Annotated in this window: 26 protein-coding genes; all 26 read left to right on the top strand. The window is 54.6% G+C overall.

What is annotated here, in order from left to right; translation table 11 throughout:
- The first annotated feature begins 34 nt into the window (after positions 1-34).
- The 26 genes from rpsJ (at position 35) to rpsD (ending at position 12,183) form a co-directional block, all read left to right on the top strand.
- Positions 35-346, top strand: coding sequence for a 30S ribosomal protein S10 (gene rpsJ, locus EHN06_RS03980; RefSeq protein WP_004580743.1), 312 nt, complete (start codon positions 35-37; stop codon positions 344-346).
- 73 nt (positions 347-419) lie between these two features.
- Positions 420-1,058 (top strand): 50S ribosomal protein L3, encoded by a 639-nt coding sequence (gene rplC, locus EHN06_RS03985; protein ID WP_127330388.1) that lies wholly within the window; start codon positions 420-422, stop codon positions 1,056-1,058.
- A gap of 11 nt (positions 1,059-1,069) precedes the next feature.
- Complete coding sequence (gene rplD / locus EHN06_RS03990) at positions 1,070-1,675, top strand: 50S ribosomal protein L4 (RefSeq protein ID WP_127330390.1); 606 nt, start codon at positions 1,070-1,072, stop codon at positions 1,673-1,675.
- Positions 1,672-1,965, top strand: a complete 294-nt coding sequence (gene rplW / locus EHN06_RS03995; protein ID WP_127330392.1) for a 50S ribosomal protein L23 — start codon at positions 1,672-1,674, stop codon at positions 1,963-1,965. Before rplD ends, rplW begins: the two co-directional genes overlap by 4 nt.
- Positions 1,966-1,982: 17 nt before the next feature.
- The gene (rplB, locus tag EHN06_RS04000; protein WP_012139769.1) at positions 1,983-2,810 is read left to right on the top strand and encodes a 50S ribosomal protein L2; all 828 of its coding nucleotides are present in this window, start codon (positions 1,983-1,985) and stop codon (positions 2,808-2,810) included.
- Positions 2,811-2,833: 23 nt separating this feature from the next.
- Complete coding sequence (rpsS, locus tag EHN06_RS04005; protein WP_007154011.1) at positions 2,834-3,109, top strand: 30S ribosomal protein S19; 276 nt, start codon at positions 2,834-2,836, stop codon at positions 3,107-3,109.
- 16 nt (positions 3,110-3,125) lie between these two features.
- On the top strand, positions 3,126-3,458 hold the full coding sequence (rplV, locus tag EHN06_RS04010) for a 50S ribosomal protein L22 (RefSeq protein WP_127330394.1): 333 nt from the start codon (positions 3,126-3,128) through the stop codon (positions 3,456-3,458).
- A gap of 11 nt (positions 3,459-3,469) precedes the next feature.
- Positions 3,470-4,153 (top strand): 30S ribosomal protein S3, encoded by a 684-nt coding sequence (gene rpsC, locus EHN06_RS04015; protein WP_127330396.1) that lies wholly within the window; start codon positions 3,470-3,472, stop codon positions 4,151-4,153.
- 12 nt (positions 4,154-4,165) lie between these two features.
- On the top strand, positions 4,166-4,579 hold the full coding sequence (rplP, locus tag EHN06_RS04020; protein WP_127330398.1) for a 50S ribosomal protein L16: 414 nt from the start codon (positions 4,166-4,168) through the stop codon (positions 4,577-4,579).
- A complete protein-coding gene (gene rpmC / locus EHN06_RS04025; RefSeq protein ID WP_127330400.1) occupies positions 4,579-4,770 on the top strand; it encodes a 50S ribosomal protein L29 in 192 nt (63 codons plus the stop codon). Before rplP ends, rpmC begins: the two co-directional genes overlap by 1 nt.
- Before the next feature lies 1 nt (position 4,771).
- Positions 4,772-5,038 (top strand): 30S ribosomal protein S17, encoded by a 267-nt coding sequence (gene rpsQ, locus EHN06_RS04030; RefSeq protein WP_012139774.1) that lies wholly within the window; start codon positions 4,772-4,774, stop codon positions 5,036-5,038.
- Between the two features lie 18 nt (positions 5,039-5,056).
- Entirely contained in the window at positions 5,057-5,425 is a 369-nt protein-coding gene (gene rplN / locus EHN06_RS04035) for a 50S ribosomal protein L14 (protein WP_012139776.1), read from the top strand.
- Positions 5,426-5,441: 16 nt separating this feature from the next.
- Positions 5,442-5,762, top strand: coding sequence for a 50S ribosomal protein L24 (gene rplX, locus EHN06_RS04040; protein WP_012139777.1), 321 nt, complete (start codon positions 5,442-5,444; stop codon positions 5,760-5,762).
- Positions 5,763-5,777: 15 nt separating this feature from the next.
- A complete protein-coding gene (rplE, locus tag EHN06_RS04045; RefSeq protein WP_012139778.1) occupies positions 5,778-6,317 on the top strand; it encodes a 50S ribosomal protein L5 in 540 nt (179 codons plus the stop codon).
- Positions 6,318-6,329: 12 nt separating this feature from the next.
- Positions 6,330-6,635 carry a 30S ribosomal protein S14 gene (gene rpsN, locus EHN06_RS04050; RefSeq protein ID WP_012139779.1) on the top strand — a complete coding sequence of 102 codons (306 nt, stop codon included), beginning with the start codon at positions 6,330-6,332 and terminating at the stop codon, positions 6,633-6,635.
- A gap of 90 nt (positions 6,636-6,725) precedes the next feature.
- Complete coding sequence (rpsH, locus tag EHN06_RS04055) at positions 6,726-7,118, top strand: 30S ribosomal protein S8 (RefSeq protein ID WP_048497749.1); 393 nt, start codon at positions 6,726-6,728, stop codon at positions 7,116-7,118.
- A 9-nt stretch (positions 7,119-7,127) separates the two neighbouring features.
- Positions 7,128-7,661, top strand: coding sequence for a 50S ribosomal protein L6 (gene rplF, locus EHN06_RS04060; RefSeq protein ID WP_127330402.1), 534 nt, complete (start codon positions 7,128-7,130; stop codon positions 7,659-7,661).
- 9 nt (positions 7,662-7,670) lie between these two features.
- The gene (rplR, locus tag EHN06_RS04065; protein WP_012139782.1) at positions 7,671-8,018 is read left to right on the top strand and encodes a 50S ribosomal protein L18; all 348 of its coding nucleotides are present in this window, start codon (positions 7,671-7,673) and stop codon (positions 8,016-8,018) included.
- 12 nt (positions 8,019-8,030) lie between these two features.
- Complete coding sequence (rpsE, locus tag EHN06_RS04070) at positions 8,031-8,531, top strand: 30S ribosomal protein S5 (protein ID WP_008174892.1); 501 nt, start codon at positions 8,031-8,033, stop codon at positions 8,529-8,531.
- Positions 8,532-8,535: 4 nt separating this feature from the next.
- Positions 8,536-8,724: a 50S ribosomal protein L30 gene (rpmD, locus tag EHN06_RS04075; RefSeq protein WP_012139786.1), complete on the top strand. Its 189-nt coding sequence runs from the start codon at positions 8,536-8,538 to the stop codon at positions 8,722-8,724.
- A gap of 1 nt (position 8,725) precedes the next feature.
- Positions 8,726-9,160: a 50S ribosomal protein L15 gene (gene rplO, locus EHN06_RS04080; protein ID WP_127330404.1), complete on the top strand. Its 435-nt coding sequence runs from the start codon at positions 8,726-8,728 to the stop codon at positions 9,158-9,160.
- A gap of 17 nt (positions 9,161-9,177) precedes the next feature.
- Complete coding sequence (secY, locus tag EHN06_RS04085) at positions 9,178-10,500, top strand: preprotein translocase subunit SecY (RefSeq protein ID WP_127330406.1); 1,323 nt, start codon at positions 9,178-9,180, stop codon at positions 10,498-10,500.
- 30 nt (positions 10,501-10,530) lie between these two features.
- Complete coding sequence (rpmJ, locus tag EHN06_RS04090) at positions 10,531-10,644, top strand: 50S ribosomal protein L36 (RefSeq protein ID WP_008174902.1); 114 nt, start codon at positions 10,531-10,533, stop codon at positions 10,642-10,644.
- A gap of 140 nt (positions 10,645-10,784) precedes the next feature.
- Positions 10,785-11,141, top strand: coding sequence for a 30S ribosomal protein S13 (rpsM, locus tag EHN06_RS04095; protein WP_012139789.1), 357 nt, complete (start codon positions 10,785-10,787; stop codon positions 11,139-11,141).
- A 13-nt stretch (positions 11,142-11,154) separates the two neighbouring features.
- On the top strand, positions 11,155-11,544 hold the full coding sequence (gene rpsK / locus EHN06_RS04100; protein WP_007153992.1) for a 30S ribosomal protein S11: 390 nt from the start codon (positions 11,155-11,157) through the stop codon (positions 11,542-11,544).
- Positions 11,545-11,562: 18 nt separating this feature from the next.
- Positions 11,563-12,183 carry a 30S ribosomal protein S4 gene (rpsD, locus tag EHN06_RS04105; RefSeq protein WP_012139791.1) on the top strand — a complete coding sequence of 207 codons (621 nt, stop codon included), beginning with the start codon at positions 11,563-11,565 and terminating at the stop codon, positions 12,181-12,183.
- The last annotated feature ends 10 nt before the right edge of the window (positions 12,184-12,193 follow it).

The raw sequence follows: 12,193 nt of genomic DNA on the forward strand, positions 1-12,193 counted from the left end.
ACAAGTAGCTGCTACGAGTGGAGTTTGGTGCATCATGCAAAGCCAAAAAATTCGAATCCGGTTGAAGGCGTTTGATTATCGCCTGATCGACCAGTCCACGCAGGAGATTGTCGATACCGCTAAGCGGACCGGCGCTCAGGTGCGTGGACCAATCCCTCTGCCGACGCGGAAGGAAAAGTACACAGTGCTGATTTCCCCGCACGTCAACAAAGACGCGCGCGATCAGTATGAAATTCGTACTCATAAGCGTTTGCTCGACATTGTTGAGCCGACGGAAAAGACAGTAGATGCTTTGATGAAGCTGGACCTGGCAGCAGGTGTAGACGTTCAGATCAGCCTCGGCTAAACCTTCGGGTTAGTCTGTGTAACTGTCATAAGGCCATAGAGGGTGAGAGCCCCGTACACTTAAGAGGTGAAACATGGCAATTGGTGTTGTCGGTCGTAAGGCCGGTATGACCCGTATTTTTACGGAAGATGGGCAGGCGCTGCCCGTGACGGTAATTGAGGTTGAGCCCAACCGCATTACCCAGCTCAAAACTCTTGAAAACGATGGTTACCGCGCGGTACAGGTTACCGTTGGCACCCGTCGTTCCTCTCGTGTGACCAAGAGCGAAGCAGGCCACTATGCCAAAGCCGGTGTTGAAGCCGGTCGTGGTATGTGGGAGTTCCGTCTGGCTGATGGCGAAGGTGAAGACCTGGTAGCCGGCGGCGAGATCACGGCTTCTGTCTTCGAAGACGGTCAGGTTGTTGACGCCACAGGTCAGTCCAAGGGTAAAGGTTTCCAGGGCGGTGTTAAGCGCTGGAACTTCTCCATGCAGGACGCGACCCACGGTAACTCTCTGTCTCATCGTGCTCCGGGTTCCATCGGTCAGAACCAGACTCCGGGCAAGGTATTCAAGGGCAAGAAGATGGCGGGCCAGATGGGTAATGCGCAGGTGACTGTGCAGAACCTGAAGGTTGTCCGCGTCGACGCCGAGCGCAACCTGCTGCTGGTGAGTGGTGCCGTTCCAGGCGCGACTGGCGGTAACGTTGTCATCAAGCCTGCAGTTAAAGCCTGAGGAGCGGTGCGATGGAATTGACTATTACAGGTAGCGGCAAGGGGATTTCGGTTTCCGACGCTGCATTCGCCAAAGATTTTAACGAGTCGCTGGTTCACCAGGTGGTTACTGCTTATATGGCAGCTAGCCGTCAGGGTACCAAGGCTCAGAAAACACGTTCAGAGGTCAGTGGCGGTGGTAAGAAGCCCTGGCGTCAGAAGGGCACTGGTCGTGCCCGTGCAGGTACAATCCGTAGCCCGATCTGGCGCTCCGGTGGTGTGACTTTTGCTGCCAAGCCTCGCGACTTCGAGCAGAAGGTCAACCGTAAAATGTACCGCGCAGCGATGCGCTCCATTTTTTCCGAGCTGGTTCGCCAGGAACGCCTGGTCGTGGTTGACGATATGAATGTTGACACCCCCAAGACCAAGGCTTTCAACGCCAAGCTGAAGGACATCGGTGTGAATAACGCCCTAATTCTGTCTGACAATGTTGAGCAGAATCTGCACCTGGCCTCCCGTAACATTCCGCACGTCGACGTGCGTGACGTTGCTGGTCTGGACCCGGTTAGCTTGGTTGCCTTCGAGAAAGTCGTTGTGACTGTTCCCGCTCTGAAGAAGATCGAGGAGATGCTGGGATGAATCAGGAACGTATTTACAAGGTTCTTCTGGGACCGCACGTATCAGAGAAAGCGTCTCTGGTGGCGGAGAGCAATCAGGTTGTGTTTCGTGTAGCACCTGATGCCACCAAGCCCGAGATCAAGAAAGCCGTTGAGCAGCTGTTCAACGTCACCGTCGAAGGTGTTCAGGTTCTGAACCGTAAGGGTAAGCTCAAGCGTACCATCCGCGGTTTCGGCAAGCGTAATGATCTGCGCAAGGCTTATGTAAAGCTTGCGGAAGGTCAGGACATCGATTTTCTGGATGTGGAATAAGGTAAAGGGGTCGTAATATGCCGATCGTCAAAACCAAACCAACATCTGCCGGCCGCCGTCACGTTGTAAAGCTCTACAACCCTGATCTGCACAAGGGGCGCCCTTACGAGCCGTTGGTAGAAACTAAGAGTAAGTCGGGTGGTCGTAACCATTTTGGTCGCATCACTACCCGTCACGTTGGTGGTGGCCACAAGCAGCACTACCGCGTCATTGACTTCAAGCGGACCAAAGATGGTATTCCGGCGACTATTGAGCGCCTGGAATACGATCCGAACCGCTCTGCGCACATTGCGCTCCTGAAGTACGCCGATGGCGAGCGTCGTTACATTATCGCTCCCAAAGGTATGCAGATTGGAGATCCTGTGCGTTCCGGTATCGACGCGCCGATTAAGGTGGGTAGCACGCTTCCGCTCCGGAATATTCCGGTCGGTTCTGTGATCCACTGCGTCGAACTCAAGCCTGGCAAAGGTGCCCAGCTGGCTCGCTCCGCGGGCGCATCCGTACAGCTGGTAGCGCGTGAAGGTGCATATGCCACCATCCGCCTGCGCTCAGGTGAAATGCGTAAGGTGCTTGTTGACTGTCGCGCAACGTTGGGTGAAGTGTCCAACAGCGAGCACAGCCTCAAGCAGCTTGGTAAAGCGGGTGCATCACGTTGGCGCGGTAAACGTCCAACAGTACGTGGTGTTGCTATGAACCCAGTTGACCACCCACATGGTGGTGGTGAAGGGCGTACCTCTGGCGGGCGCCACCCTGTTACTCCTTGGGGTGTTCCGACCAAAGGGCATAAGACTCGTAAGAACAAGCGTACTGACAAGATGATAGTACGTCGTCGTTCGGCCAAGTAAACGACTACATAGAGGTAATTGCTGTGCCACGTTCTTTGAAGAAAGGTCCTTTTATAGACCTGCATCTGTTGAAGAAGGTCGAGGCAGCTCTGGAAGCTAACGACAAGCGGCCGATCAAAACCTGGTCCCGCCGGTCAACAGTTTTTCCGGAGATGGTAGGCCTGACCATTGCAGTCCACAACGGCAAGCAGCACGTGCCGGTTTATGTCACCGAAGATATGGTTGGACATAAGCTGGGTGAGTTCGCGGCAACGCGTACTTATCGTGGTCATGCGGCCGACAAGAAAGCTAAACGCTGATTGTGAGGTAATAGAAATGGAAGTAGCAGCCAAGTACAAGGGCGCTCGCCTCTCAGCTCAGAAAGCACGTCTTGTCGCTGACCAAGTACGCGGCAAGGCTGTTGAGGACGCCCTGAACATTCTGACTTTCAGCCCTAAAAAGGCGGCAGTCGTGCTCAAGAAAGCGCTTGAGTCCGCTATCGCCAATGCTGAGCACAACGAAGGTCTGGACGTAGATGATCTGCGGGTTTCCACCGTCATGGTGGATGAGGGTCCGACGCTCAAGCGAATCAAAGCTCGAGCCAAGGGGCGCGCTGACCGGATTTTCAAGCGCACCTGCCATATCACCGTCAAGGTCGCCGACAAGTAGGAGATGCTCAGATGGGTCATAAAGTAAATCCAACCGGCATTCGCCTGGGTGTGATCAAAGAGCACAACTCAGTGTGGTATGCCGAAAAGCAGGAATATGCGAACAACCTGTTGAACGATATTCAGGTTCGTGAATTCCTGGACAAGCGCCTGGTGAAGGCGTCTGTCAGCAAGATTGTGATCGAGCGCCCTGCTCAGAACGCCCGTATCACGATCCATACAGCCCGTCCCGGTATTGTTATCGGTAAGAAGGGTGAAGATGTTGATCGTCTACGTCGTGAAGTTAGCGACATGATGGGTGTGCCCGTGCACATCAACATCGAAGAAGTCCGCAAGCCGGACCTGGATGCCCGCCTGGTAGCACAAAATGTTGCCGGCCAGCTGGAGCGTCGTGTGATGTTCCGTCGCGCCATGAAGCGCGCGGTACAGAACGCTATGCGTCAGGGCGCGAAGGGTATCAAGATCCAGGTAGGCGGACGTCTCGGGGGTGCTGAAATCGCGCGTTCCGAGTGGTATCGCGAAGGTCGTGTACCTCTGCACACTCTGCGTGCAGATATTGATTACGCAACCTACGAAGCGCATACCACTTACGGCGTAATCGGCGTCAAGGTATGGATCTTCAAAGGTGAGATTCTTGGTGGTATGGAGCAGGTCCGTGCTGACAAGAAAGCCTCTGGGAAGAAAGGTTCTAAGTAAAGGGGCACTCTTATGCTGCAACCAAAACGCACCAAATTTCGCAAGGTAATGAAAGGCCGTAACACCGGTCTCGCTCACCGCGCTAACAAGGTGAGCTTCGGTGAATACGGATTGAAGGCGACCACTCGTGGGCGTATAACTGCGCGCCAGATTGAGGCAGCGCGTCGTACCATGACTCGCCGCATCAAGCGGGGCGGTAAGATCTGGATCCGGGTTTTCCCGGACAAGCCGATCTCCAGTAAGCCGCTTGAAGTTCGGATGGGTAAAGGTAAGGGTTCTGTCGAGTATTGGGTGGCTGAAATTCAGCCTGGCCGGATGCTGTATGAGATGGAAGGTGTTTCCGAGGAAATCGCTCGTGATGCGTTCACTCTTGCTGCGGCTAAATTGCCGGTACAGACCACCTTTGTAACGAGGACGGTGATGTGATGAAAGCAACAGAGCTGCGTGAAAAGTCAGTCGAGGAGCTGAACAACGAGCTGATCGACCTCCTGAAGGAGCAGTTCAACCTGCGCATGCGTAAGGCGACAGGTCAGCTGAATCAGTCTCACCTTCTCGGCAATGTGAAGCGCGATATTGCTCGCGTGAAAACAGTATTGAATGAAAAGGCAGGACAGTGACATGACCGAAGCTACCCAAACTGCCAGAACTCTGAGCGGCAAGGTCGTGAGCAACAAGATGGAGAAGTCCATCGTGGTCCTGGTGGAGCGCCAGGTGAAACACCCGCTGTACGGTAAGTACATGAAGCGCTCGACCAAGATTCACGCTCACGATGAGAGCAATCAGTGCAATGTCGGTGACACTGTGACCATTCAGGAAACCCGTCCGGTCTCCAAGACCAAGAGCTGGGCCCTGGTGGAAGTCACCGAACGTGCATCCAAGGTGTAACTCGCCCGGAGAACAACCATGATTCAGACTCAAACAATGCTTGAAGTCGCGGATAACAGCGGTGCGCGTCAGGTGATGTGCATTAAGGTCCTGGGCGGTTCACACAGGCGTTATGCTAGCGTAGGGGATGTCATCAAGGTGACCGTCAAGGAAGCCATCCCCCGCGGTAAAGTGAAGAAAGGCCAGGTCCTGAAAGCTGTCGTTGTACGTACCCGCAAGGGTGTACGTCGTCCCGACGGGTCGCTTATCCGCTTTGACGGAAACGCGGCAGTACTTCTGAACAATCAGGACGCACCGATTGGTACCCGTATCTTCGGACCGGTTACCCGTGAACTGCGTAATGAGAAGTTCATGAAAATTATCTCACTGGCACCCGAAGTACTTTAAGGACCAGAGGCCGGTTATGAAAAAGATCAAACGAGATGACGAAGTAATCGTCACCACGGGGAAAGATAAAGGCAAACGTGGTAAAGTCCTGAAGGTTCAGGACGATGGCCGGGTAATTGTTTCTGGCATCAACATGATGAAGAAGCATACCAAGCCGAACCCGATGCTGGGCACCCCAGGTGGCATCGTCGAAAAAGAAGCACCTATCCAGGCTTCCAACGTGGCTATTTTTAATCCGCAGACCGGCAAAGCCGATCGCGTAGGCTTCCAGATCAAGGAAGACGGCGCCAAAGTGCGGATCTTCAAGTCCACGAACGAAGCTGTCGATAACCAGTAAGCGGTGGTGGTTACGATGCTTAACATGAAAGAGCAGTACAGTAAGGAAGTGGTACCCGCCCTGCAGAAAGAGTTCGGCTACAAGAACATTATGCAGGTGCCGCGTATCGAAAAGATCACCCTGAACATGGGTGTCGGCGAAGCGGTTGGTGACAAGAAGCTGATTGAGAATGCTGTGGCGGATCTCGAGCGCCTGGCGGGTCAGAAAGTGGTTGTCACCAAGGCACGTAAATCCGTCGCGGGCTTCAAAATCCGTGAAGGTTGGCCTATCGGTTGTAAGGTTACCCTGCGTGGCGAGCGTATGTGGGACTTCTTTGATCGCCTGGTTCACATCGCGGTTCCCCGCGTACGTGACTTCCGTGGTCTGAATCCCAAGTCGTTCGACGGTCGCGGTAACTACAGCATGGGTGTGCGTGAGCAGATCATTTTCCCTGAGATCGAGTACGACAAGGTCGACAAGATCCGTGGTCTGGACATCACCATTACCACCACTGCCGGTACCGACGACGAAGGTCGCGAACTGTTGAAAGCCTTTGGCTTTCCGTTCAAGAAATAAGGAACGAGTGTAATGGCTAAGGTTTCCATGAAGAACCGTGAGCTCAAGCGCGAAAAAACCGTTGCGAAGTTTGCAGCGAAGCGTGCCGAGCTCAAGGCGATTATCAAGAACCCGAATACCAGCGATGAAGAGCGTTGGGACGCACAGATGAAGCTGCAACAGCTTCCTCGTGATGCCAGCCCGTCACGTCTTCGTAATCGTTGCCAGGTGACTGGTCGCCCCCACGGCGTTCTGCGCAAGTTCGAGCTTTCACGGATCAAGCTCCGTGAATACGGCATGCGCGGTGACGTACCGGGTCTGACCAAGGCAAGCTGGTAAGACAGGCATCCTGGCCACCCGGTCAGGTGCCCGTTGGTAAGCGGTGCGGCAAGCCGCTGCACAACTAAAAAGATCAGGAGCCTCATACCAATGAGTATGCAAGATACGCTTGCGGATATGTTTACCCGTATCCGTAATGCACAGATGGCATCAAAAGCAGACGTTGCTATGCCGTCCTCAAAGATGAAGATCTCCGTCGCCCAGGTCCTTAAGGACGAGGGTTACGTTGAAGATTTTTCCGTTTCAGCCGACGCGAAGCCCGAGCTGACGATTACTCTGAAATACTTCGGTGGCAAGCCGGTTATTGAAGAGATCAAGCGGGTCAGCCGTCCGAGTCTGCGCCAGTACAAAGGCGCTGGGGAACTGCCGAAAGTATCCGGCGGTCTGGGAGTCGCGATTGTCTCAACGTCCAAGGGCGTTATGACAGACCGCGCCGCACGAGCTGCTGGCGTGGGTGGCGAAGTCATCTGCACCGTATTCTAGGAGAATCACATGTCCAGGGTTGCCAATAATCCTGTCGTGCTGCCTTCCGGTGTTGAGGTTAAGCTGAACGGACAGGAAATCAATGTGAAGGGTTCCAAGGGAGCGCTTCAATTTACCATTCACCAGGCGGTTGAAGTAAAGCAGGAAGACGGTGTTCTTCGCTTTGCGCCCCGCGATGGTGCAAAACAGTCCCGCGCTCTTGCTGGTACCACCCGTGCACTGGTCAACAACATGGTGACCGGTGTCTCTACAGGCTGGGAGCGTAAGCTCGCGCTGACGGGCGTAGGTTACCGTGCCCAGGCGCAAGGTAAGAAGCTCAACCTGACACTGGGTTTTTCACACCCGGTCGAGTATGAGCTGCCCGAGGGGATTACCGCTGAAACTCCGTCCAATACGGAAGTTGTGATTCGCGGAATCGACAAGCAACAGGTTGGCCAGGTCGCTGCGGAAGTCCGCGCATTCCGTCCGCCAGAGCCTTACAAAGGCAAGGGTGTGCGTTATGCGGATGAGCAGGTCAGACGCAAAGAAGCCAAGAAGAAATAAGGCGGGACTATGAGCGCGAATAACGAAAGATTGCGTCGCGCACGCAAAGTGCGCATGAAGATCCGTAAGCTGGGTACCGACCGCCTGTGCGTTCACCGCACGCCGCGTCATATGTATGCCCAGGTTACAACTGCAGATGGCAGCAAGGTTATTGCCACTGCCTCCACGTTGGATAAGGAACTGCGCCAGGGTGCAACCGGTAACGTGGAAGCTGCCAAAAAGGTCGGTCAGCTGATTGCTGAGCGTGCCAAGGCGGCAGGTGTAGAGAGCGTTGCTTTTGACCGCTCCGGTTACCGTTATCACGGCCGTGTTCAGGCTCTGGCCGACGCAGCCCGTGAAGCTGGCTTGCAATTCTAAGAGGTGGAGAAGATGAGCGTTAACGAACAGAAGGCGCCTGAGCTCCAGGAGAAGCTGGTTCAGGTCAATCGTGTCGCCAAGGTTGTAAAAGGTGGCCGTATTTTCGCCTTCACCGCACTGACTGTAGTGGGTGATGGCAAAGGTCGCGTTGGTTTTGGTCGTGGCAAGGCGCGTGAAGTGCCGGTCGCTATCCAGAAGGCCATGGAAGCTGCACGTAAGAATATGGTAGAGGTTCCGCTTGACGGTACAACTCTGCAATACCCGGTCAAGGCTCAGCATGGCGGCTCCAAGGTCTACATGCAGCCAGCTTCCGAGGGTACAGGTATCATCGCCGGTGGCGCGATGCGTGCGGTACTGGAAGTGGCGGGTGTTCAGAACGTACTGTCCAAGTGTTACGGGTCTACCAACCCGGTGAACGTGGTACGTTCCACCATCAAGGGTCTCCAGGCGACACAGGCGCCTGAGGATATTGCAGCCAAGCGCGGTAAAACCGTGGAAGAGATTCTGGGTTGAAGTCATGGCGAACGCAAAAACGATCAAAGTTACACTGACCCGCAGCCCCATCGGCTGCCAGCCCAAGCACAAACTGTGCGTCAAGGGCCTGGGTCTTCGTAAAATCGGTCACACCGTGGAAGTGGAAGATACTCCTTCCATCCGCGGCATGATCAACCGGGTTGATTACCTGGTTCGGGTGGAGGAGAACTAAGATGCGTCTGAACGAACTTAGTCCGGATCCCGGTTCACGTCCTGCTGCCAAGCGCGTAGGTCGCGGTATCGGTAGCGGTCTCGGTAAAACCGGTGGCCGTGGTCACAAGGGTCTTAAAGCCCGTTCCGGTGGCAGTGTTGCTCCCGGTTTCGAGGGTGGTCAGCAGCCGTTGGCCCGCCGTCTGCCGAAGTTTGGTTTCACCTCCCGTCAGCAGCGTTATGTTGCTGAGATTCGCCTGAACGAACTGGCGAAGGTGGAAGGTGACGTGGTAGACCTCGAAGCACTCAAGAAAGCAGACATCGTTCGTGAAGAGATTCGCGAAGCCAAGGTGATCCTTTCCGGCGAATTGAGCCGGGCGGTAACTGTAAAGGGTCTGCGAGTGACCAAGGGCGCACGCGAGGCGATTACTGCCGCGGGTGGAAAAGTCGAAGACTAAGGCGAGTCGAGGACTAAATGGCCAAGACAGCATCATTGCCTGCGGGCGCGGGAAAAGGACTGGCAGAGCTGCGTTCGCGGCTCTGGTTTGTCTTCCTGGCATTGTTGGTGTACCGGATCGGTGCCCATATCCCGGTGCCGGGTATTAACCCTGACCGCCTGGCAGCATTGTTTGATCAGAACCAGGGCACAATCCTGAGCCTGTTCAACATGTTTTCCGGTGGTGCGCTTGAGCGCATGAGTATCTTCGCACTCGGTATCATGCCGTACATCTCCGCTTCCATCATCATGCAGCTCATGACTGCGGTCAGTCCGCAGCTTGAGCAGCTGAAAAAGGAAGGCGAGGCAGGTCGTCGCAAGATCAGCCAGTACACGCGGTATGGTACGGTTATCCTGGCCCTGGTTCAGGGCTTTGGTATTTCTGTCGGTCTGGCATCTCAGGGCGTCACCTTTAATGACAGCTTCAGCTTCCACTTCGTGGCGGTTGTATCTTTTGTCAGTGGTGCCGTCTTCATGATGTGGCTGGGTGAGCAGATCACCGAGCGTGGCGTTGGTAATGGTATTTCCCTGCTGATTTTTGCGGGTATCGTTGCCGGGTTGCCCGGTGCTATCGGTCAGACTCTGTCGCAGGCCCGCAACGGTGAGATGAGTCTTCTCGTTGTTCTGGGTATTGGTGTGCTGGCGATTGCCGTGGTTGGCTTCGTGGTGTTCATGGAGCGCGGTCAGCGTCGTCTGACCATCAACTATGCCAAGCGTCAGCAGGGCCGCCGGGTATTTGCCCAGCAGTCCAGCCATCTGCCGTTGAAGGTCAATATGGCCGGTGTTATTCCGCCCATTTTTGCTTCCTCGATCCTATTGTTCCCGGCATCCCTGGGGCAGTGGTTTGGTCAGGGCGAAGGCATGGAGTGGTTGAGCGATATTTCCCAGGCACTGGCGCCGAGCCAGCCCCTGTATATCATCCTGTTTGCGGCGGCAGTAGTTTTCTTCTGCTTCTTCTACACAGCGTTGATGTACAACCCGAAAGAAGTTGCGGATAACCTCAAGCGCTCTGGAGCGTTTATTCCGGGCATTCGTCCCGGTGATCAGACGGCCAAGTATATCGATGGCGTTCTGACCCGGCTGACCCTGTTCGGTGCAATGTACATTGCAGCAGTTTCCCTGTTCCCTCAGTTCCTGATGGTGGCCGGGAATGTACCGTTCTATCTGGGTGGTACCTCACTGCTGATTGTTGTAGTCGTGGTGATGGATTTCATGGCGCAGGTTCAGTCGCACCTGATGTCCCATCAGTATGAATCGCTGATGAAGAAGTCCAATCTCAAGGGCTATGGTCGGAACGGTTAAAACCGTTCCCCTTGAAAACTGGAGTCGACAATGAAAGTACGCGCTTCGGTAAAGAAAATTTGCCGTAACTGCAAAGTAATTCGTCGCAATGGCTCAGTACGAGTCATTTGCTCGGAGCCTCGTCACAAGCAGCGCCAGGGCTGATTCCTTCGGGAAGCCTTCCTGACATTGCAGGGTTTCGGAATGATAGCGCTTGACTCTTGATAGGGTCAGGCGCTATTATTTCGCGCCCTTTTTGTGGCGGAAAATTCACACAGCAAAGCTTTGAACGCGGAGTAATTTGGATGGCACGTATAGCCGGTGTCAATATACCCGATAACAAACATGCTGTTATCTCGCTGACCTACATCTTCGGTGTTGGCAAGACGACAGCCCAAAAGCTTTGCGATGCAACCGGCGTCAAGCCGGACGTCAAGGTCAAAGACCTGTCCGACGAGCAGCTTGAATCGCTTCGTACTGAAGTGGGCAAGGTGTCTGTCGAAGGCGATCTGCGTCGTGAAGTACAGATGAACATTAAGCGTTTGAAGGATCTCGGATGCCACCGTGGTCTGCGTCATCGTCATGGCCTTCCGGTCCGTGGCCAGCGCACCAAGACCAACGCTCGCACCCGTAAAGGTCCTCGCAAACCTATTCGTAAGTAACAGGTAGGCAAACATGGCAAAGCCAGGTACACGTACCCGTAAAAAGGTGAAAAAGACGGTTGTTGATGGCGTCGCGCACATTCACGCGTCCTTCAACAACACTATCGTGACCATTTCTGACCGTCAGGGCAACGTCCTGTCCTGGGCTACCTCTGGTGGTTCCGGTTTCCGTGGGTCACGCAAGAGTACACCTTTTGCTGCGCAGGTAGCAGCTGAAAGAGCCGGTAATGCGGCTGCTGAATACGGCCTTAAAAACCTGGACGTAGAGGTTAAGGGTCCTGGGCCCGGACGTGAATCTGCAGTTCGCGCGCTGAACGCGTGTGGCTACAAGATCACCAACATCACTGATGTGACGCCGATTCCCCATAACGGCTGTCGTCCGCCCAAAAAGCGCCGCGTCTAACACAGGAGACAGTGAAAAATGGCTCGTTATATAGGCCCGAAGTGCAAGCTGTCTCGTCGTGAAGGGACAGATCTTTTTCTGAAGAGCGGTGTTCGCGCGCTCGATTCCAAGTGCAACATCGAGACTCCGCCGGGTATGCACGGCGCGCGTCGCGGTCGTCTGTCCGAGTACGGCGTACAGCTTCGTGAAAAACAGAAAGTCCGTCGTATTTACGGTGTGCTGGAGAAGCAGTTCCGTAACTACTACAAAGAGGCGGCCCGCATCAAAGGTGCAACCGGTGAAAACCTGCTGCAGCTGCTTGAAGGGCGTCTCGACAACGTTGTATATCGCATGGGTTTTGGTTCTACCCGTGCTGAATCCCGTCAGCTCGTTTCTCACAAGGCGATCCTGGTCAACGACAAGGTAGTGAACATTCCTTCCTACCAGGTTAAGCCGGGTGATGTTGTGAGCGTGCGTGAAAAGGCAAAAAACCAGCTTCGCGTTAAAGGCGCGCTGGATCTGTCTGCAAGCCGCGCGCCGGTGAGCTGGGTAGAGGTCGACGCCAGCAAGATGTCCGGCGTTTACAAGTCAGTGCCAGAGCGTACTGAACTGCCGGCCGACATCAACGAGAACCTCATCGTCGAGCTTTACTCGAAGTAAAGCCCAGTTA

This window comes from Marinobacter sp. NP-4(2019) (assembly GCF_003994855.1).
Taxonomy (GTDB): Bacteria; Pseudomonadota; Gammaproteobacteria; order Pseudomonadales; family Oleiphilaceae; genus Marinobacter.

What these genes read in the sequence shown, in the direction of transcription:
- rpsJ (WP_004580743.1), top strand. Translation starts at nt 35, where the DNA reads ATGCAAAGCCAAAAAATTCGAATCCGGTTGAAGGCGTTTGATTATCGC.
- rplC (WP_127330388.1), top strand. Translation starts at nt 420, where the DNA reads ATGGCAATTGGTGTTGTCGGTCGTAAGGCCGGTATGACCCGTATTTTT.
- rplD (WP_127330390.1), top strand. Translation starts at nt 1,070, where the DNA reads ATGGAATTGACTATTACAGGTAGCGGCAAGGGGATTTCGGTTTCCGAC.
- rplW (WP_127330392.1), top strand. Translation starts at nt 1,672, where the DNA reads ATGAATCAGGAACGTATTTACAAGGTTCTTCTGGGACCGCACGTATCA.
- rplB (WP_012139769.1), top strand. Translation starts at nt 1,983, where the DNA reads ATGCCGATCGTCAAAACCAAACCAACATCTGCCGGCCGCCGTCACGTT.
- rplV (WP_127330394.1), top strand. Translation starts at nt 3,126, where the DNA reads ATGGAAGTAGCAGCCAAGTACAAGGGCGCTCGCCTCTCAGCTCAGAAA.
- rpsC (WP_127330396.1), top strand. Translation starts at nt 3,470, where the DNA reads ATGGGTCATAAAGTAAATCCAACCGGCATTCGCCTGGGTGTGATCAAA.
- rplP (WP_127330398.1), top strand. Translation starts at nt 4,166, where the DNA reads ATGCTGCAACCAAAACGCACCAAATTTCGCAAGGTAATGAAAGGCCGT.
- rpmC (WP_127330400.1), top strand. Translation starts at nt 4,579, where the DNA reads ATGAAAGCAACAGAGCTGCGTGAAAAGTCAGTCGAGGAGCTGAACAAC.
- rpsQ (WP_012139774.1), top strand. Translation starts at nt 4,772, where the DNA reads ATGACCGAAGCTACCCAAACTGCCAGAACTCTGAGCGGCAAGGTCGTG.
- rplN (WP_012139776.1), top strand. Translation starts at nt 5,057, where the DNA reads ATGATTCAGACTCAAACAATGCTTGAAGTCGCGGATAACAGCGGTGCG.
- rplX (WP_012139777.1), top strand. Translation starts at nt 5,442, where the DNA reads ATGAAAAAGATCAAACGAGATGACGAAGTAATCGTCACCACGGGGAAA.
- rplE (WP_012139778.1), top strand. Translation starts at nt 5,778, where the DNA reads ATGCTTAACATGAAAGAGCAGTACAGTAAGGAAGTGGTACCCGCCCTG.
- rpsN (WP_012139779.1), top strand. Translation starts at nt 6,330, where the DNA reads ATGGCTAAGGTTTCCATGAAGAACCGTGAGCTCAAGCGCGAAAAAACC.
- rpsH (WP_048497749.1), top strand. Translation starts at nt 6,726, where the DNA reads ATGAGTATGCAAGATACGCTTGCGGATATGTTTACCCGTATCCGTAAT.
- rplF (WP_127330402.1), top strand. Translation starts at nt 7,128, where the DNA reads ATGTCCAGGGTTGCCAATAATCCTGTCGTGCTGCCTTCCGGTGTTGAG.
- rplR (WP_012139782.1), top strand. Translation starts at nt 7,671, where the DNA reads ATGAGCGCGAATAACGAAAGATTGCGTCGCGCACGCAAAGTGCGCATG.
- rpsE (WP_008174892.1), top strand. Translation starts at nt 8,031, where the DNA reads ATGAGCGTTAACGAACAGAAGGCGCCTGAGCTCCAGGAGAAGCTGGTT.
- rpmD (WP_012139786.1), top strand. Translation starts at nt 8,536, where the DNA reads ATGGCGAACGCAAAAACGATCAAAGTTACACTGACCCGCAGCCCCATC.
- rplO (WP_127330404.1), top strand. Translation starts at nt 8,726, where the DNA reads ATGCGTCTGAACGAACTTAGTCCGGATCCCGGTTCACGTCCTGCTGCC.
- secY (WP_127330406.1), top strand. Translation starts at nt 9,178, where the DNA reads ATGGCCAAGACAGCATCATTGCCTGCGGGCGCGGGAAAAGGACTGGCA.
- rpmJ (WP_008174902.1), top strand. Translation starts at nt 10,531, where the DNA reads ATGAAAGTACGCGCTTCGGTAAAGAAAATTTGCCGTAACTGCAAAGTA.
- rpsM (WP_012139789.1), top strand. Translation starts at nt 10,785, where the DNA reads ATGGCACGTATAGCCGGTGTCAATATACCCGATAACAAACATGCTGTT.
- rpsK (WP_007153992.1), top strand. Translation starts at nt 11,155, where the DNA reads ATGGCAAAGCCAGGTACACGTACCCGTAAAAAGGTGAAAAAGACGGTT.
- rpsD (WP_012139791.1), top strand. Translation starts at nt 11,563, where the DNA reads ATGGCTCGTTATATAGGCCCGAAGTGCAAGCTGTCTCGTCGTGAAGGG.